Origin of the sequence: Crenobacter oryzisoli (assembly GCF_030385785.1) — a bacterium.
GTDB lineage: Bacteria > Pseudomonadota > Gammaproteobacteria > Burkholderiales > Chromobacteriaceae > Crenobacter_A > Crenobacter_A oryzisoli.
The window spans coordinates 45,092-63,436 of record NZ_JAUEDK010000022.1 but is presented as its reverse complement, the minus strand read 5'-3'; the positions used below and the strand labels follow the sequence as shown (position 1 = coordinate 63,436).

At 60.4% G+C, this 18,345-nt stretch carries 18 protein-coding genes; 4 read left to right on the top strand and 14 right to left on the bottom strand.

Going from position 1 to position 18,345, the window contains the following annotated elements; all coding sequences use genetic code 11:
- Window positions 1-3: 3 nt before the first annotated feature.
- The 13 genes from QU481_RS13120 to QU481_RS13060 all read right to left on the bottom strand — a co-directional run bounded on the left by QU481_RS13120 (window position 4) and on the right by QU481_RS13060 (window position 15,108).
- A complete protein-coding gene (locus QU481_RS13120) occupies window positions 4-1,128 on the bottom strand; it encodes a hypothetical protein (RefSeq protein WP_289830473.1) in 1,125 nt (374 codons plus the stop codon).
- 20 nt (window positions 1,129-1,148) lie between these two features.
- Window positions 1,149-2,132, bottom strand: a complete 984-nt coding sequence (locus QU481_RS13115; RefSeq protein ID WP_289830472.1) for a Gfo/Idh/MocA family protein — start codon at window positions 2,130-2,132, stop codon at window positions 1,149-1,151.
- Between the two features lie 18 nt (window positions 2,133-2,150).
- Window positions 2,151-3,206, bottom strand: a complete 1,056-nt coding sequence (gene pseI, locus QU481_RS13110) for a pseudaminic acid synthase (protein WP_289830471.1) — start codon at window positions 3,204-3,206, stop codon at window positions 2,151-2,153.
- Between the two features lie 4 nt (window positions 3,207-3,210).
- Window positions 3,211-3,744 carry a UDP-4-amino-4,6-dideoxy-N-acetyl-beta-L-altrosamine N-acetyltransferase gene (gene pseH, locus QU481_RS13105; RefSeq protein WP_289830470.1) on the bottom strand — a complete coding sequence of 178 codons (534 nt, stop codon included), beginning with the start codon at window positions 3,742-3,744 and terminating at the stop codon, window positions 3,211-3,213.
- Window positions 3,741-4,859, bottom strand: a complete 1,119-nt coding sequence (pseG, locus tag QU481_RS13100; RefSeq protein WP_289830469.1) for a UDP-2,4-diacetamido-2,4,6-trideoxy-beta-L-altropyranose hydrolase — start codon at window positions 4,857-4,859, stop codon at window positions 3,741-3,743. Before pseG ends, pseH begins: the two co-directional genes overlap by 4 nt.
- Before the next feature lie 8 nt (window positions 4,860-4,867).
- Window positions 4,868-5,554 carry a pseudaminic acid cytidylyltransferase gene (gene pseF / locus QU481_RS13095; protein ID WP_289830468.1) on the bottom strand — a complete coding sequence of 229 codons (687 nt, stop codon included), beginning with the start codon at window positions 5,552-5,554 and terminating at the stop codon, window positions 4,868-4,870.
- Window positions 5,551-6,708 (bottom strand): UDP-4-amino-4,6-dideoxy-N-acetyl-beta-L-altrosamine transaminase, encoded by a 1,158-nt coding sequence (pseC, locus tag QU481_RS13090; RefSeq protein WP_289830467.1) that lies wholly within the window; start codon window positions 6,706-6,708, stop codon window positions 5,551-5,553. The genes pseF and pseC overlap by 4 nt, the downstream gene beginning before the upstream one ends.
- A 3-nt stretch (window positions 6,709-6,711) precedes the next feature.
- Entirely contained in the window at window positions 6,712-7,710 is a 999-nt protein-coding gene (gene pseB / locus QU481_RS13085) for a UDP-N-acetylglucosamine 4,6-dehydratase (inverting) (RefSeq protein WP_289830466.1), read from the bottom strand.
- 1,168 nt (window positions 7,711-8,878) lie between these two features.
- Window positions 8,879-9,613: an S-methyl-5'-thioinosine phosphorylase gene (locus tag QU481_RS13080; RefSeq protein WP_289830465.1), complete on the bottom strand. Its 735-nt coding sequence runs from the start codon at window positions 9,611-9,613 to the stop codon at window positions 8,879-8,881.
- A 266-nt stretch (window positions 9,614-9,879) separates the two neighbouring features.
- Entirely contained in the window at window positions 9,880-10,422 is a 543-nt protein-coding gene (locus QU481_RS13075) for a hypoxanthine-guanine phosphoribosyltransferase (RefSeq protein ID WP_289830464.1), read from the bottom strand.
- A 68-nt stretch (window positions 10,423-10,490) separates the two neighbouring features.
- The gene (gene galU, locus QU481_RS13070) at window positions 10,491-11,363 is read right to left on the bottom strand and encodes a UTP--glucose-1-phosphate uridylyltransferase GalU (RefSeq protein WP_289830463.1); all 873 of its coding nucleotides are present in this window, start codon (window positions 11,361-11,363) and stop codon (window positions 10,491-10,493) included.
- A gap of 88 nt (window positions 11,364-11,451) precedes the next feature.
- Window positions 11,452-13,872, bottom strand: coding sequence for an NAD-dependent DNA ligase LigA (ligA, locus tag QU481_RS13065; protein ID WP_289830462.1), 2,421 nt, complete (start codon window positions 13,870-13,872; stop codon window positions 11,452-11,454).
- A 66-nt stretch (window positions 13,873-13,938) separates the two neighbouring features.
- Window positions 13,939-15,108 (bottom strand): cell division protein ZipA C-terminal FtsZ-binding domain-containing protein, encoded by a 1,170-nt coding sequence (locus tag QU481_RS13060; protein ID WP_289830461.1) that lies wholly within the window; start codon window positions 15,106-15,108, stop codon window positions 13,939-13,941.
- 145 nt (window positions 15,109-15,253) lie between these two features.
- Between QU481_RS13060 and QU481_RS13055 the strand changes: the two genes are divergently transcribed.
- The 4 genes from QU481_RS13055 to QU481_RS13040 are packed head-to-tail and all read left to right on the top strand — an operon-like array spanning window position 15,254 to window position 17,454.
- Window positions 15,254-15,730: a MarR family winged helix-turn-helix transcriptional regulator gene (locus QU481_RS13055; RefSeq protein WP_289830460.1), complete on the top strand. Its 477-nt coding sequence runs from the start codon at window positions 15,254-15,256 to the stop codon at window positions 15,728-15,730.
- On the top strand, window positions 15,720-16,262 hold the full coding sequence (locus tag QU481_RS13050) for a cytochrome b (RefSeq protein WP_289830459.1): 543 nt from the start codon (window positions 15,720-15,722) through the stop codon (window positions 16,260-16,262). The genes QU481_RS13055 and QU481_RS13050 overlap by 11 nt, the downstream gene beginning before the upstream one ends.
- A gap of 38 nt (window positions 16,263-16,300) precedes the next feature.
- Window positions 16,301-16,843: a YceI family protein gene (locus QU481_RS13045; RefSeq protein WP_289830458.1), complete on the top strand. Its 543-nt coding sequence runs from the start codon at window positions 16,301-16,303 to the stop codon at window positions 16,841-16,843.
- A gap of 32 nt (window positions 16,844-16,875) precedes the next feature.
- On the top strand, window positions 16,876-17,454 hold the full coding sequence (locus tag QU481_RS13040) for a YceI family protein (protein WP_289830457.1): 579 nt from the start codon (window positions 16,876-16,878) through the stop codon (window positions 17,452-17,454).
- Between the two features lie 77 nt (window positions 17,455-17,531).
- Here QU481_RS13040 and QU481_RS13035 read toward each other — a convergent pair whose 3' ends face one another.
- Complete coding sequence (locus QU481_RS13035) at window positions 17,532-18,338, bottom strand: energy transducer TonB (protein ID WP_289830456.1); 807 nt, start codon at window positions 18,336-18,338, stop codon at window positions 17,532-17,534.
- Window positions 18,339-18,345 lie beyond the last annotated feature (7 nt).

Below are 18,345 nucleotides of genomic sequence, written 5' to 3'. Positions count from 1 at the left end.
ACCTCAATTAATAAATTCAGCAATATGATTGAAAATACAATCAGTCGCTTTCTGATTCAATTCAATCCGTTCAAGAACTTCAGTGCGGCATCTTCTTGATTTTTCCTCAAACAGCTCTTCATGCACTGCCTCAAACAAGCCATCCTTTTCATACACGACTCGACTCCAGCCTAACTTGTTTGAAGGCAAACAGTCCAATTCGCTCACCACCCCTGGCTGATAACTCAAAACATGCGACTTTAGATAGCACCCCTCTAACAGGAGCATGGAATTCATCCCAAAGACCAGATCTGCCACTTGAACATATTCATACGAGGCCACTTTAAGCTGTTCAAATTGGAAATTTTCCGCTTCGACCACTCTTACACGCCCGGTCGACAGTTCATCCGGCGTGGCCATTTCTCGAGGATGTCGACGCACAAGCACACATGCTTTTAATTGCCTCTCTTCCCCAGCATGCAACAGCACCTTGTCCAGCTCGGTTACGACATCTCTCAGGGCTAACTTTTCATCGAATGGCAGCACAACACCATCAAAGATGGATTGGGCATAGAAGCTAGAAAGCGGCTGTGAAACAAAAACAAATAAAAAGTCTACTCCATATTTTTTCAATAGGCAGTTGCGCAGCCATTCCTTCAAAGAGCTCGACAACTTATACTGGGTGAGACTCTCTAGTACCGGCTGCCCCGTAACTTTAACGATCTCAGCCGGAAACCCTTCCATTTCCATGGAGCGTTTGGCGTTATCATCCATTACTGCAATCAGACTGGGTAACAGCAGTTCATTCGCCTCACCCAAAAACCTCGCTCGATAATTGCTCCAGTAATCCAGCACCGCGATGCTCGGCACTCCGTTATTACCTCCCCACTGAATTGCCTTTCTCTCCAATGAAAGGGCGTTTACAGAGGTCCCAAGCAACAACAGCTTCACACCAGGCAGATTATCAAGCCAGGCATACAACTCTGACTCGTCATTCAAACGACAACAGGGAACATGCTCATTGCTCCATACCGCAAACGCCTGAAAATAGCCGGCGACACTTATTTTTATCTTTTCTGCACTCAATCTTGCCACTAGCGGCAATAAAGCTTTCGCCCCACCGGGGTCGCCCGCCAAAATGGCTACCACTGATTCGCCTTGGCAATGCATCACCACGACACGACTTCCCTCATTGCCGTATTGGCTGCCCTTAAAGCTCTAAATGCATTTTCCGCGTTTGAGACTGGCTGGCGACTCTCCAGAATCGAGTCTCGCAAATCTTCCACAGCCCTCAGCAACAAATCCTTCATATTCTCATGGGACCACTCTTCGACCAGCTTGAGTTCAGTGTAACCATGATAAATGGCACTGGGAAAAACTCGGGATACCACAATTTTTCCACCACCATCGACAATCTGAACTCGCCCCTTATCTGTCACCACATCCATTTCAAAAACGGAAAAATATCTAGCATCACAACCGTGGAGCATCGCGCTCACAGCGCGCGATCTCAAATGTACATTCAGCGTTGGGTCTCCTTGAAAGTCTATCGAGGCACTCTCCCACCCGACAGCCATCTTGATCTCGCCAAAAAACCAGTCAAACAAATCCAACCAATGAGTTCCATTATGCATCAACCCCTTGGTATAAAACCCATTGACAGTTTGAACCTCGCCAAGAGTACCACTTCTAATCAGGCTGGCCAGTTTCCGGTGTTCGGAGCAATACCTTCTTGAGTAATTAACCAGAACAGGTATATTAGATCTTCTAACTTCCGCCAATACACCCTGGGCATCTTCCAATGTTAGCGCGAGCGGCTTCTCAAGAAAAATTCCCTTAACTGACTTCATAGCCAAAGCCTGCCGTACCAAGCTCACATGAGTAGCATCAGGGCTAGCAATGCTAATGATATCTACCGTTTCGTTTCGGAAAAAATCTTCTGTCGACCCATATACACGACTGGCATCAACCCCGTAACGCTTAGCACACTCATGCGCGCGCTGAATGTCTGGGTCGACCACCGCGACTAGCTGCAGTCCATCTGCGCGTGCATAAGCTTCCGCATGTGTATAGACGCCAACCCCGCTCCCAGAATTGATAAAGCTATAGCCAATTTTCCCACAGCCAATCAAAGCCACATTCAAAATAGCCATATTTTCAAAACCAAATCATCAGTCAAGGCTGTCTAGGGAAACAGGGGTATTCTTACCGACATCCCTAATCACTTTTTTCCCAACTATTTCTTCAAAAAACTTGGGGGGCAAACCAAAGCCCGGGCGAACACTCCTGATCGCATCTTCCGTCACCACATCACCTGCTCTTAGTGATTTGACGAAATATAAGGATCGGCGAAATTTGACATTACCCTGCTCGCTAGATTTGCGCCCGTAATCGACCTTGCCCAACGCTTGCCAGGCGGTCCGCACTCCGACGCACAACGCCGCCAGGTCTGCCGGCTCGAGCGAAAAGCTGTCATCCGGCCCGCCGCCCTTGCGGTTGAGTGTGAAGTGTTTCTCGACGATCGAGGCGCCCTGGGCCACGCCGGCGATCGCCGTCGTGTTGTCGAGCGTATGGTCGGACAAACCTGTAACCAAGCCGAAACGGCGGCTCATGTCGGGAATGGTGAGCAGGTTGTAATCCTCGGGCGGGGCCGGGTAACCGCTCACGCAATGCAAGATGGCCAGCTCCTTGCAGCCCCCCTCATAAGCGGCGTTGATGGCTTCCTGGATTTCCTCGGCATCGGCCATGCCGGTGGAAATGATCATCGGCTTGCCGGTGCCCGCGACGTATTTGATCAGCGGCAGGTCGATCGCCTCGAAAGACGCGATCTTGTAGGCAGGGGCATTCAGGTCTTCCAGCAGGTCGACGGCGGTGGTGTCGAACGGCGAACTGAAGATGGTGATGCCGAGTTTGCGGGCATGCTCGAATAGCGGGGCATGCCATTCCCACGGCATGTGTGCTTCCTGGTAGAGCTGGTAGAGGGTCTTGCCGTCCCACAGGCCGCCGTGGATCTGGAACGCGTCCGAGTCACAGTCGAGCGTGATGGTGTCGGCAGTGTAGGTCTGCAGCTTGATTGCGTCGGCGCCGGCCCGTTTCGCTTCCTCAATGAGACGCAGCGCGGTTTCCAACTTGCCGTTATGGTTGGCCGACAGTTCGGCGATGACGTAGGGGGGCGTATCCGTGGCGATGCGGCGGCCGGCGATGTGGATGCTGGGGAGGGTCGACATGCTGTTATTCTCTGGGGTTCGCTAGCCATTCGGCGGCAAGAAGGCCGAAGCATACAACGTCGTAATACTCCTGCCCGTCAAAATACTGTTCGCGCAGAATTCCCTCCTGACGGAATCCCAAGCGCTGATGCAGCCCGACCGAGCGCTCGTTGCAAGCGAACGCCTGGCCGCAGACCTTGTGCAACTTCAGTTCCTTAAACGCATGCTCGAGCGCGCAATGCCCGAGTTGCCGCCCCGTTCCCCTGGGAGCCTCAGGCGCCGCGTAGAAGCCCCAGTCGGCGATGCCGCCCGGCGCAATCTGATGCAGGTTAATGAATCCCTGCGGGACGCCATCGCGTTCAAAGAGTAACAGGTGCCGGTCGGGATCTTGAGACGCTCGCTCGAACCAGCGGGCATGCTCGGCAAGCTCGATCTCGCGCTGCGTGTACATATAGCTGCGCACCTCTTGGTGGTTGCGCCAAGCCAGCACGAGCTCCAGATCATCATGCGTCATCGGGCGAATCCGATGCTGATGCAGGGTCGATCCGCTTTCAGTCAATTCAGGGACTCCATGTGCCGCACGAGAGCCTCCGCCCCGCGGCCGTCTGCGATGTGGGCAGCCGCCAGGCTCAAGGCTTTGCCTCGTTGCGGCGATGAGAACAGGGAATTCAACAAGCCGGGAAGCCGGTCCGGAATCTGCGCCGGATGTTGCAGAACAAGAGCGGCCCCTGCCTGTTCGAGCCCGTCAGCAACATGGCGCTGATTATCTGCAAGCACCACCATCACGGTCGGCAACCCCAGGCAGCAACGCTCCCAGGATGTCGCTCCCGCCGCACCGATCGCCAGGTCACAGTCGGCCATCAGTCGCGCCATATCGTCGACAGCCACCCTGACCTCGGCCGACCATGGCATCTGTTCGGCCTGTTGGCGAACCTTAGCAAGCCAGGGGGCGTTGGCCCCCATAACCACGGTGATCCGGCAATGGGCAGGCAGCTCGGCCAACCTGAGCGCCTCTAGTATTCGGCCGGTGGCGTTGTCCTTGTCGACGCCCCCCATGGTGATGAGCAGGTGTTCGAGCCGCGGCTTTTCCCGGCGTTGCAGGCTATAAGGACGCAACTCGGCGAATTCGGGACGCAACAGGGCGTATTGCGAACCGCAAAGCAAGATACAGCCGGCGGGAACCCAAGAAGCGTAGTCGGAGGGAGAACGACTAAAGGTCTGGTCCAGCAAGAGATCGCACACATGAGGCCGATCGGCCAAGTCGTCGATTGCCAACAGGTGGCGGCAATACGGTTTGAGCTCGCTTTCCCAGCGAGCATCGAGAGCATAATGGTCGACGATCAGCCAGTCCGCCTGCAACTCGCGAAGGATGGCCACGCATTCGGCTGCATCCTGCTCTTGGCTGGTACCGAGCCAAGCGGCGTGCGCGGGCTGGGGTGCCCGGCTGACCTGCTTCATCGCAGATGAACTCGTATCCTGAGGTTCCGAGCCGTCCAGGACATAGGTGTCGTAGCCCTTGTTGCGGATGAGTTCGATCAGGTTGCCGCGGTGTGCACGGCAGAGGAAATGACATTCGGCGCCCCTGGCCTTGAGCGCATCGGCCACAGTCAGGCAACGCATGACGTGGCCTGTGCCCATGTCGAGGGAAGCGTCAACGCGAAAAGCGACTTTCATTTTCTGCCCTAGGACTGCATGGCCTTGAACAACCACTCGGCGCGCACCCAGTCTTCCGGGGTATCGATATCCTGCACCCGATGACGGGGTAATGGGACGGGAACGGAAGCCGGGCTGAAAATCACCCTCCCCTGCAGCCAGGCTTCGGCACGCCCCCAGTAGAACTGGCCGGCGTCGTGCCAGGCCTCTTCCAGGTCTTGAGAACGAGTGTTGAAATGTTCCGGGTTGAACATCTCGACCCGGCCCTCTGCGGTGATGCGGATGGCCCGCTGAATGGGAAAGGCGTACGTGGTGACCGAGAAGGCGTAGTCAACATCGTCATTGGTAATGATCTCCAAACCGCGTCGGATGTCATCACCACTGACGAACGGCGCTGTGGCATACAGGCAGCAGGCATGTTCGACCATCTGATCATGGGTGTTGACCCATTCGATGGCATGGCGAATAACCGGGATGGTGCCAGTGTGGTCGTCGGACAGTTCGGCAGGGCGCATGAAAGGCACGGCAGCGCCGTACCGACGTGCCACCTCGGCGATTTCCGCGTCATCGGTGGACACGATCACCTGATCGAAGCAGCCGCTTTTGAGCGCTGCCTCGATCGACCAGGCGATCATTGGCTTACCGCAGAACGTCTTGATGTTCTTGCGCGGGATGCGCTTGCTGCCACCTCGGGCAGGAATAATGGCCAGTTTCATGTTAATACCTCACGCAGGGCCGCGATAACCTGATTCTGCTGCGACTCGGTCATGGTCTGGAACATCGGCAGGCTGATGGCCTCGCGATAGTAACTTTCGGCTTGCGGGAAATCGCCAGGTAGAAAACCCATGCGCTGATAGTAGGGCTGGGTGTGCACTGGGATGTAGTGCAGGTTGACGCCGATGCCCCTCTCACGCAGGGACTCGAAAACCTGGCGGTGGCTCTTGTCGAGCTTGTCCCGTCGCAGGCGGATGACGTAGAGGTGCAGACCGGAATAACTGTCTGGATGCTGCCAAGGCGTGGTCACCGGCAAGCCTGCCAGTAGCTCGTCATAGCGACGGGCCAAATGGTGGCGGCGCGCGACGTACTGGTCCAGCCGTTCCATCTGCGAAACGCCCAACGCAGCCTGCAGTTCGGTCATGCGGTAATTGAAGCCGAGGTCGATCTGCTGGTAGTACCACGGGCCGTCGCTCTCGCAGGTCATTTGGACCGGGTCGCGGGTAATGCCGTGGCTGCGCAGCAGATTCATTCTGTTGGCCAGTTCGAGATCGTTGGTCAGCGCCATACCGCCTTCTGCGGTGGTGACAATCTTCACCGGATGGAAGCTGAACACGGTGATGTCGCTATAGCGGCAATTGCCAATGAACTCCCCGCGGTACTTGCCTCCGATCGCGTGGGAAGCGTCTTCGACGATCTTAAAGCCATAGCGCTGGGACAAAGCATGGATCGCGGCCATGTCGCAGGGCTGGCCGCACAGGTGGACCGGCACGACGACCTTGGGCAGCGTGCCTTCTCGCTCAGCCTGCTCCAGCTTGCGTTCGAGCGCTTGCGGACACAGGTTGTAGGTGCAAGAGTCGATGTCGACGAAGTCGATCGTGGCGCCACAATACAGCCCGCAGTTGGCCGAGGCGACGAAGGTGATCGGCGAAGTCCACAAACGGTCGCCTGGGCCGAGCCCCAATGCAAGGCAGGCGATATGCAGCGCAGACGTGGCGCTGTTGACCGCCACGGCATGGCTCGCGCCGACATGGCGGGCCACACTTTGTTCGAAGCGCGGCACCATCGGCCCCTGAGTAAGGAAGTCCGATTGCAGCACATCGAGGACGGCATCGACATCGGCTTGGGTAATGTCTTGGCGGCCGTAGGGAATCATCGCTTAGAAGCTCCCAATCTTGTTGGCGTTGCGATCGAGCCAAGCCTGCAGCTGGGCGTCGTCCATCCACTCGCTGTTATTGTCACTGGCGTAGACAAAGCCCTCTGCCACCTTCTTGCCGTCCTTGATGCGCTTCTCGCAGGTCGCCCAGCCGTTGATATTCGGCAGTATCTTGAAGTGCTCGGGATACTCGTAGGTGTAGTAGGCGTCTTCGGCGCTGATCATCTGCTCGTGCAGCTTCTCGCCCGGACGAATGCCGATGATTTCCTGCCGTGCGTCGGGGGCGATTACGCGGGCAAGGTCGGTCATTTTCATCGACGGGATTTTCTTCACATAGATTTCGCCGCCCTCCATGTCCTCGAAGGCATGCCAGACCAGTTCCACGCCCTCTTCCAGCGAGATCATGAAGCGAGTCATACGCTCGTCGGTGATCGGCAACACGCCTTTGTTTTTGATTGACATAAAGAAGGGAATGACCGATCCGCGCGACCCCATCACATTGCCGTAGCGGACAACAGCGAACCGGGTGCCCTCGCCGCCCGAGTAGGAATTGCCCGCCACGAACAATTTGTCGGACGCCAGCTTGGTGGCCCCATACAGATTGACCGGGCTGCTCGCCTTATCGGTCGACAGCGCCACGACCCGCTTGACGCCCTGGTCGATGCACGCATCGATCAGGTTCATCGCGCCGTTCACGTTCGTTTTGACACACTCGAAGGGATTGTATTCGGCCGTCGGCACGATCTTGGTGGCGGCTGCGTGCACGACGTAATCGACTCCGTCCAGCGCGCGGTACAAACGATCTTTATCGCGCACATCGCCGATGAAAAAACGCACCCGGGAATCGCCCTGAAATTTCTTGGCCATTTCCCATTGCTTCATTTCATCTCTGGAATAAACAATTACCTTTTTAGGATTGAACTTCTCCAGAGTCATCGGCAAGAAAACATTACCAAAAGAACCAGTTCCTCCAGTCACCAAAATTGTTTGATTGTCAAACATACCCTCTTTTACCGATGACATCACCACCCCAGCTAAAAATTACGTTATCAATGGAATTTGATCGTAGTGCAGAAAATTTTATTTAGCACAGAAAACTTATTTCTCGATCAAACTTGAAAATTAATCAAACCCGGAAACTTTCCAATTCATAGATAGACAATGGAAGTCCACCTACTGAAGCTCATCTTCAGTTTTGATTCCTAATCCGCGATGCTAACTACCCATGCCTACAATCAGGTTAATGTAGACGCGTCCAGTTTTTCATTTGAGCACAGTGTTGCAATAAGCAAAAAAAGGTAGCTGCAAACAACAAAGAAGCATATCTATGTCATAAAATATTACCAATAAAACCTCAAAGTCATTGCAGACTCCTCTCCTTCAGCCCCGATACATTGCATGCTGAAAGACATACTATTTTCGACCGTATCGCCAAACACTTGAACAACTCCAATGCAACCTCGGCATCACAAGGAGCTGCCGCTCTTCAGCGAAGAGGTGCTCTAGGAGAACTGTTCAAAGGCAGCTTGGGTCACTACCTGGGTGGTTAAGTCCAATAAAATCAATTAGTAAGCATACCATGCAGATGCCTAAAAACTATATGCACTCCGTACCCAACAGCCTAAGCCAGCTTGAGTAGCGTCGAGCCAAGCGCCTGGCCTCTGATTGGCAAGACTCACCGTAATGACACAGGCACAACTCCTGTTGCGACACAGTTAGGCCAGCATGCAAAGCACAAGCCAGCCCAAAATCGTCAATCAACACCCACTCACAGGTCAAGTTACCCTCCAGTCAGGACTTGCAAGGCACACTCTTCCCCAAGAGGTCAGGAGTCAGGAGTCAGGAGTCAGGAGTCAGGAAAAACAGGATGCTGTGAGGGTTGCTAACTTGCCAAGCACAATTCCCCGCCCGCCGCCACGGCTAAGAGCCGCTAACAACCCCCTTGGCGTTGTTATGCGGCCTCGCTGTACTACTTTCACTGCCAGGGACGAACGACAACGCGGTGTGCCGGCAGGGTACGGTCCCGGAGGGCAGGCCCGGCAAACGGACAGCGCAGTCCGTCAAAAGACTTTGAACAGGCTCTAAGGACGCAATGGGCAGTAGCGCTGCAACGATTCCCAAGCTCCAGACACCCTCATAACTTCCCTGTTACCTCAACCACCGCAGCCATTCAGAACAGCACGCCAAATAGCTTGCGAACTCGCTCCATCGCCGTGCTGGCGTGGTCCGGGTCGAACGCACCGGCGCTACCGTTACCCTCGCCGATGCGCTTGCCGGCCGCCCATCCGGTCACGCCGCACAGATGTGCGTAGGGGATGCCCAGCTCGCGGGCCAGTGCCGCTTCGGGCATGCCGGTCATGCCGACGATATCGGCGCCGTCCCGCTCGATCCGGTTGATCTCGGCCACAGTGGAAAGGCGCGGTCCTTGGCTGCAGGCGTACACGCCGCCGTCGACGATGTCGACGCCGGCGGCCTCGGCCGCCTCGAGCAGGCGCCGGCGTAGCGCCGCATCGTACGGCTCGCTGAAATCGGCATGCGTCACCGGTCGGCCAGCGCCTTCGAAATAGGTGTGCTTGCGCCCCCAGGTGTAATCGATGATGTCATTCGGCACCACCAGCATCCCCGGGGCCATGTCGGGGCGAATGCCGGCAACGGCGCCGATCGCGAGCACGCCCCGTATCCCCTGTTCCTGCAGCGCCCAAAGATTGGCGCGGTAGTTGATCTCGTGCGGTGACAAGGAATGGCCGTAGCCGTGACGGGCGATGAACACGACGCTCTGGCTGCCGATGCGGCCGAAGGTCAGTGCGCAGGATGGGTCGCCGTACGGGGTGCGAACGACACGGCGGTGTTCGACGTCGAGTTCGGGCAGGCGGGCCAGGCCGCTGCCGCCGATGATGGCCAGCATGATGCTCTCCTTGTTGTTCTATCTGCCAGGATCCAACGACAGGACCCTCTACAATCCACTGCACATTCCGGATGCTTCGCCGGGCGGTCGGCGTCCGTATCCGCGATACGCCCATTCACGCACCAAGCGTCTCTCCTGTGAAACGCTCGCGACGGTAAGAGCCCCCTCATCCGCACGCCAGTGATGCTGATGTAATCCTACTCCGAAAAACAATACCCCGCGCCAGCAATGCCAGGGCGGGGTGTATCAAACGTTGGCCAAGCCGATTACTTCAGTGCGTAGATCGCCGGCAGGTTGCGCCAGGCGCCGCGCACGTCCATGCCGTAGCCGAACACGTAGCGGTCCGGCATGTCGATGCCGACGTAGTCAGCCTTGATCGGCTTGTCCTTGTTGATCATCTTGTCGGCGAACACCGCACAGTGGAACGACTTGGCGCCCATTTCCAGCACGCGGTCGCGGATCGCTGCCATGGTGTGGCCCTCGTCGAGGATGTCGTCGAGCACCAGCACCACGCGGTCGCGTACTTCTTCTTTCGGTGCGGTCTTCCACAGCAATTCACCGCCTTGGGTCTTGTCGCCGTAGCGGGACACGTGCACATAGTCGAAATCCAGCGGGAACGCCAGTTTCGGCAGCAGTTGGCCAGTGAACACCACCGCGCCGCCCATCACCGCCAGCACCAACGGGTAGGAAGTGCCGAGATCGGCGGTGATCTCGGCGGCCATCCGGTCGACCGCGGCGGTCACTTCTTCGGCGGTGAACAGCACGTCGGCACTGTTGAGGATACCGTTGGCTTCAGCAAGGTTGGGCATGGCTACTCCTAACGACATAAACGTGAAAACGCCCCTTTCGGGGCGTCGATTGGGTCAGTGCGAAGTCTCTAGCAGTCAAGAGTCTTCAAGTAATGGGCGAATTCTACCCCGACCTCGGGATGCTTGCAGCCATATGCGATGGTTGCCTTCAAATAACCCAATTTGGAACCACAATCGTAGCGAGTGCCCTCAAACGGCAAGGCCAGCACCCGCTCTTCCTTCAGCAGCGCGGCGATGCCGTCGGTGAGCTGGATCTCGCCACCGGCTCCGGGCCGGGTTTCGCGCAGTTTGTCGAAGATGCGCGGTGTCAGGATGTAGCGGCCGACGACTGCCAGCGTCGACGGTGCGACGTCCGGGTGCGGCTTCTCGACGATGCTGCTGACCTGCTGGCAGCCTTCCGCAACCGGAGCGACTTCGACGATGCCGTAGGAACCGGTCTCCTCGCGCGCGACGTTCTCAACGCCCAGCACCGACGCGCCACTGGCCTCGTAGAGCTTTATCATCTGCTCCATCGCGCCCGGCTCGCCGTCGATCAGGTCGTCGGCCAGGATCACCGCGAACGGCTCGTCCCCGACTGCCGGACGGGCGCACAGCACTGCATGACCGAGGCCGAGCGCCTCGGTCTGGCGGATGTACAGGCAGCTGACGTGCGGCGGCAGGATTTCCTGCACCAGGCTGAGCAGCTTCTGCTTGTTGCGGATCTCCAGCTCGTTCTCCAGCTCGTACGCCTTGTCGAAATGGTCCTCGATGCTGCGCTTATTGCGGCCGGTGACGAAGATCATTTCAGTGATGCCGGCGGCGACCGCCTCTTCCACCGCGTACTGGATCAGCGGCTTGTCGACGATGGGCAGCATCTCTTTCGGGCTGGCCTTGGTCGCCGGCAGGAACCGGGTACCCATGCCGGCCACCGGAAACACCGCCTTGGTAATCTTTTTCGTCATCTTGCTCACGTCATCTCTGATGGTTATACCGGCCATTTTACCCACAGGTATCGCTCGCCCCCAACTGAATCGAGCATAGACCGGCCACTCAGTTGCCCAGCAATGCCTTCAGGCCAGCCTCGTCGAGCACCGGCACCCCGAGCTCTTCTGCCTTGGAAAGCTTGCTGCCGGCCGCCTCGCCGGCCACCACATAATCGGTCTTCTTCGACACGCTGCCGGCCACCTTGCCGCCAGCCGCTTCGATCAGTGCCTTCGCCTGATCGCGGCTCAAGGTCGGCAGGGTGCCGGTAAGTACCAGGGTCTTGCCGTCCAGCACCTGCGCCGCCGCGCTTTCGGCCGGCAACGCGGCAAGCAGCTCGGCGCGCAGTGCGTCGAGTGCAACGAGCTGCTCGCGATGACCCGCCCCATCCAGCCAATCGGCCAGCGCGTTGACCACCTCGGCAGGCAGGCTCAGCCCGATCACCTGTCGGCGCTCCAGCCCCGCCAAGGCGGCTAGGCCATTGACCTGTGCCGTCAGCTGCTGCGCGCGGATCTCGGTCAGCTTCGGGATGCCGAGTTTTGCCAGCAACAAGGCCGGCTCCAGCCGTTCGGCCAGTCTCGGGGACGGCGCATGCTCGTCCTGCGGTGCGACTCCGGCGGCCAGTAGCGCGTCGAGGCCGACTTCGTTGTTCGGCTCGGCGAAAAACTCGGCGATCGCGTCGGCGACCACCGCGCCGATGTCGGGCAAGGCGGCCAGCAGCGCGGCCGGGGCACGGCGTACATAGTCGAGCCGGCCTAGCCAGTCGGCCAAGGTCTTGCCGGTCGATTCGCCGACGTGGCGGATACCGAGCGCGAACAAGAGCCGCGCCAGCGGCGGGGTCTTGCTGGCGGCGATGCCGGCGAGCAGGTTCTCCGCCCATTTCGTCGCGATCTTGCCCTGCTGTACCGTCTCCGGCACCACGCCGTCGCGTTCGTCGGCCCGGCGCTTCATTTCCAACAGGTCGTCGAGCGTCAGCGTGTACAGGTCGGCGACGCTGTTCACATACTCGAGATCGACCAGGTTCTCGATGTAACGCTCGCCCAGACCCTCGATGTCCATCATCCGCCGCCCGGCGAAGTGCTGGATCGCCTGGCTGCGTTGCGCGCGGCAGATCAGGCCGCCGGAACAGCGTGCGACTGCCTCGCCCTCCTCGCGTACCACATGGCTGCCGCACACCGGGCAACGGTTCGGCAGGCGGTAGGCCGGATACAGCGGCTCTTCGGCGGGATCGAACAGGTCGGCACCGCCGGTGCTCGGCCGCATCGGCCGCCGCTCCAACACCACCGACACCACCTCCGGGATCACGTCGCCGGCGCGGCGTACCACCACCGTGTCGCCGACGCGCACATCCTTGCGGCGCACCTCGTCCTCATTGTGCAGGGTGGCATTGGTCACCGTTACGCCGCCGACGAACACCGGCTGCAGTCGCGCCACCGGGGTCAGCGCGCCGGTTCGGCCCACCTGCACGTCGATCGACTCGACCACCGTCAGCGCCTCCTCGGCCGGGAACTTGTGCGCTATCGCCCAGCGCGGCGCGCGCGACACGAAGCCAAGCTCGTCCTGCTGGTCCAGTCGGTTGACCTTGTAGACCACGCCGTCGATGTCGAACGGCAGGCCGGCACGGCGCTGATGTACCTGCTCGTAATAGGCGGCGAGTTCGGCGACGCCGTTGAGCCGGGGGCGCAGGCTGGCCTCGGGCACCGGCAGCCCCAACTCGGCGAGCCACGACAGTTCTGCCGCATGGCTGTCCGGCCAAGCCGCACCGTCGACCTGAGCGATCGCATACGCGAAGAACGAGAGACGGCGGCGCGCGGTGATCTTGGAGTCGAGCTGACGCAGGCTGCCGGCGGCGGCGTTGCGCGGGTTGGCGAAGGCCTTGTCGCCGCGCGCGAGCTGGTCGACGTTCAGCTGTTCGAAGTCGCGCTTGAGCATCAGCACCTCGCCGCGCACCTCGAGCAGGGCCGGCGGCGCTGCGGTGTTCAAGCGCAGCGGGATCGCCCGCACGGTACGGACGTTCTCGGTGACGTTTTCGCCGGTCACGCCGTCACCACGGGTCGCCGCCTGGACGAGCACGCCGTTGCGGTACAGCAGGCTGATCGCCAGACCGTCGAACTTCGGCTCGGCGACGTACTCGACAGTCGCAACGCCCAGCCCCTTGCGCACCCGCTCGTCAAACGCGATGAGTTCGGCGTGCCGTTCGGCCAATGTCTCCAGCGTCAGGTCGGAGAAGGCATTGTTCAACGACAGCATCGGCACCGCGTGGGTCACCTGCTCGAACGCCGACAACGGCTCGCCACCGATACGCACGGTCGGCGAATCGGGCCGCTTCAGCCCGGGGTGTGAGTGCTCGATCGCCTCGAGTTCGCGCAACAACCGGTCGTATTCGGCGTCGGGCACGCTCGGCGCGTCGAGCACATAGTATTCGTAGCCATAGCGGTTGAGCAGTTCGGTCAGCTCGGCAAGGCGCGTAGCCGGATCGGTTAGGGACATGGTGGCCTCGTCAACGCAACGGGCCGGCACAGTGGCCGGCCCGACATCACAATCATCAGGAAAAAATCAGGCGAACAGCCGCAGGGCGGCGTCCCCGCCCGGCTCCAGTTCGCGCTCTTGCATGCGCTCGTAGATCTGCGCCAGCTGCTGGCGGATCCGCGCCAGACCGGCGTCGGTCAGCGGACGGCTGTTGTCGTCGACCAGCTGGCCGCCGAACTCGTGCGCGAGGCTGCGCGCGAATGCCAGCGCCTGGTCGAACGAGACAACGCCGCCCTCGACGCGCGGCACATCGTAGACCAGGGTCAGCGCGGCGAACGGTTTGTCGAGCAGCGTATGCGGGGTGAACGGCGTCTGGTCGGCCGCGGTCAGCGTGTACAGCGTGTTGCCGTGCTCCGACAGGTAGTGGAACGCGCCATCCGGCTCGAGCATGAAGCCGGCCGCTTCGACCACGACGCGCAGTCGGCTGCCGTCGATCGGTGCGCTCGGCGCGATGTTGATGCCGATCATCACGTCGACTTCGGCGCAGAACTGGTCGAGCTCGCGGGCCGCGGTGAGCTGCTCGTGACGGTGCGGGAAACTCACCGCCGCGTCATGCGCGTCGGCGAACTGGGTGACCTGCTGGCAGAACTGGCCCAGATCCGCCTCGGACAACACGCCGCTGCGATCAACCAGTTGCAGGCCGATGCGAAACGCCACATAGCGCACGCCCGGCAGCGCCTCGACCGGCTGCCAGCGCCCCTGCTCGGTGCAGCCGATCATCTGCACGCGGCGCGTGGTATTGAAACGCGGCACGCTGGTGAGCGCGTGGGGCGCGGTCAGTGCGATGTCGGCGATGAAGTCGAGCGAGTCATCGAGCCAGGCCAGATCGACGAGCTTGAGCTCGTTCACATCCATCATCGGCTCGGCGTGTACAGGCGGGATCTCTTCCGTTCGCTGCGGCTCAGCGATGGCTGGCGCGGCGGCGTCGGCAGGCTGTGACGGCTTGTTGTTGAGGCTGGCCGGTTCGACCCGCTCGGCAGCCGGTGCGGCGCCGGGGAACACCGGCTCGAGGCGGTCGGCCTTCACGCCGTCGCGCACATGGTTCTTCGGCACGTCGAGCAGCACGTCGGAATGCTGACGCGCGAACGCCTGACGCGTCTTGCGGCGGAAACGCCACTCCTGGAACACGTTGAAACCGAAGACCAGGGTGATGATGGCGGCGCCGAGCACCAGGAGACCTATTTGCAATTCGCTCATGTCGGAGTCCGGACGGGATCGGTTGGAATGAGGGCCATTATAACGAAACCCATTTGGGGTGGCAGGGTGACGGGCATTTTCATTTTTCCGGCTAGCATTTATTTCTAACTAGAACTAAACTAGTCGGAACTATTTGGAAGCCTCTATGACAAATCACAGCAAGGAAACCTTCCTGCCACTGATGCGTGAACTGGCTCAGACCTTCCAGGCCTTCGAACAGTTCTCGGACGCGCACGTGCGTGAGATGGGACTGACGCCGCCACAGTTCGACGTGGTGGCGACACTGGGCAACACCGAAGGCATGACGGCGAGGGAACTGTCGGAAAAGACGCTGATCACCAAGGGCACGCTGACCGGGGTGATTGACCGGCTGATCGACAAGGGACTGGTGTCGCGCACGACGCCCCCCGGCGATCGGCGCTGCGTGACGATCCGGCTGACCGCGGAGGGAGACGCGCTGTTCCAGCGCGTGTTTCCGGCCCACATGACACATATGCAGGCGGCGTTCGCCTGTTTTACCGCAACCGAACTCGGGGAAATCCGCAACGAACTGCGCCGCCTCGGCGACGCGTTCCGCTCGGCCAACCTCGACTACATGGAGAATTCTGAACGTGCAGATTGACCGTTATTCCCGGCCAGCGATCGCCATGCACTGGCTGGTTGCCCTGTTGATCGTCGGCGGCTTTGCCCTCGGCCTCTACGTGGCCGACCTGCCGCTGTCGCCGGCCAAATTCAAGCTGATCGCCTGGCACAAGTGGATCGGCATCACCGTGCTGACGCTTGCCGTGTTGCGACTGGTCTACCGTCTCGTCAACGGCGCGCCCCCGCTGCCGGAGAGCACTCAAGGCCTGATGCGCGCCGCCGCGCACGCCGGCCACCTCGCGCTGTACGTCTTGATGTTCGCCATCCCGCTGACCGGCTGGGCGATGAGCTCGGCGTACGGCTTCCCCGTGGTGCTGTTCAAGCTCTGGCAACTGCCCGAGCTGGTCGGCCGCGACGAGGCGCTCGGCGACCTGCTCAAGAGCGTGCACCAGTGGCTGAACTGGAGTATGGCCGCCTGTGTGGCCGGCCATGTCGCTGCCGCCTTCAAGCACCATTTCGTCGACCGCGACGGCCTGCTGTGGCGGATGAGCCCGCATGCCCAGCGCCGTTGACCCAATTCTTATCGCCCACTCGCTAACAGGACACCACGATGCGACTGATCACCGCCCTGACCCTAGCCACACTGCCGGTGCTGGCGCTGGCCCAGCCGATCGACGCGGCCAAGAGCCAGATCGGCTTCACGATGAAGCAGCTGAACGTGCCGGTCGACGGCCGCTTCAAGGCGTTTAACGCCAACATCGACTTCGACCCGGCCAAGGCCGCCGCCGGCCGTGCCGACATCACCATCCAGACCGGCTCGATCGCGCTGCCGACCCGCGACGCGGAAGGCGAGGCGAAGAAGAAGGAATGGTTCAACACCACCCAGTTTCCGACCGCGCGCTTCGTGACCAGCAGCATCAAGCCGCTGGGCGGCGACCGCTACCAGTTCAGCGGCAAGCTGACCATCAAGGGCACCACGCGCGACGTGTCGGCCCCGTTCACCGCCAAGAGCACCGGCGGCCAGACCCTGGTCGAGGGCGTGCTGCCGATCTCGCGCACCGCGTACAAGATCGGCGAGGGCGAGTGGGCCGATGATGGCACCGTCGCCGATGCAGTGCAGATCAAATTCAAAGTTGCCCTGAACGGCAAATAAACCAGCAACGTCCAACTCAAACGGAGAATCCGATGCAACTTCGCAAGACTCTGCTCGCCACCGTCCTGGCCGGCCTCACCGCCAGTGCCTTCGCCGCCCCGGTAACCTACTCAGTGGACCCGACCCACACCCACGCCGGCTACGAAGTCAGCCACCTGGGCTTCTCGATCCAGTCCGGCGTATTCACCCAGACCAGCGGCACCGTGGTACTGGACAACGCCGCCAAGAAGGGCAGCGTCGACATCAGCATCGATGCCAACTCGCTGAACAGCTACCTGCCGGCCCGCGACAAGCACCTGAAGAGCGCCGACTTCTTCAACGTCGCCAAGTACCCGACCATCACGTTCAAGTCGAACGACCTGGTATTCAGCGGTGACAAGCTGACCGAAGTGAAGGGCAACCTGACCCTGCTGGGCGTAACCAAGCCAGTCACCCTGAAGATCACCAACTTCCGCGGCGGCAAGCATCCGATGGCCGGCGGCAAGCAGGCCTACGGCGCCAACGCCGAAGCCACCATCAAGCGCAGCGACTTCGGCATGGGCATGATGGTGCCGGCGATCAGCGACGACGTGAAACTGGACATCACGATCGAGGCGATCGCCGCCAGCTGATCGACACGGCTTCAGCCACGCAGGTCGAATGCAATGCAACAGCCCGCCACATGTCGGGCTGTTTTGCGTTGGACGGGTCAGTAGTCGGCCAGTGAAAACGTTATCTTCACACTCGGCCACGCCTCGACCGGCGTGTCACCGTCGGGCGCCGGAGCGAAGAGCCAGCGCTCGACTGCCCGCTGCGCGGCGCGATCGAGCCGCTGGAAGCCGCTGGAGTGCCATATCCTCACCTCGAGTGGTATTCCGTCGTGCCCGACCCTCACCTTCAACTCCACCCGCCCCTCCTCACCCAGATCGCGCGAACGAGCCGGATAGGCGGGCCGAGGGTGGTCGAAACGGGAGGATCCATCACGCACCGGCGTAATCGCATGACCGCCCCCCTGGCCTTGCCCGCTGCCTGCGCCGCTATCGCTGCCCCCAGCGGTGCTCCCCTGCTCGCCGGGAACCGTGGCCGGATTGGCCGCAGTGCCGGCATGCCCAGTATCGGCCGCTACCGTCTGGCTTTGCGCCGACAGCGACGCCGACTTCTGTGCTGGCGCTGCCGCTGTTTCGGCCGACTTGCCGACCGGCAGCGCCCGATCGGCCGTCTGAGCGGCCATCGTCCGCGACGGCTGGGAAGGAGCATTCAGCGGATGGGACACAGCGGGCAGCGGGGTCGTACGCGCGGGCGAAGCTGCCGGCATGGTGCCGCGCCCAGCCGGCCTGACCTCATTCCCGGCGGCCTTCTCACCATCACCTTGCACCAACAGGCCGACCTGTAACGGAACCGTCCCCGACGGCGATCCGGCCGGCCACGGCCTGAGCGCCGCGAGCAACACCGCATGGACAGTCAGTGAAAAAAGGATCGCCAGCGCAAGACCGCGCGGCACAGGTAGTCGGTTCATGGGCATG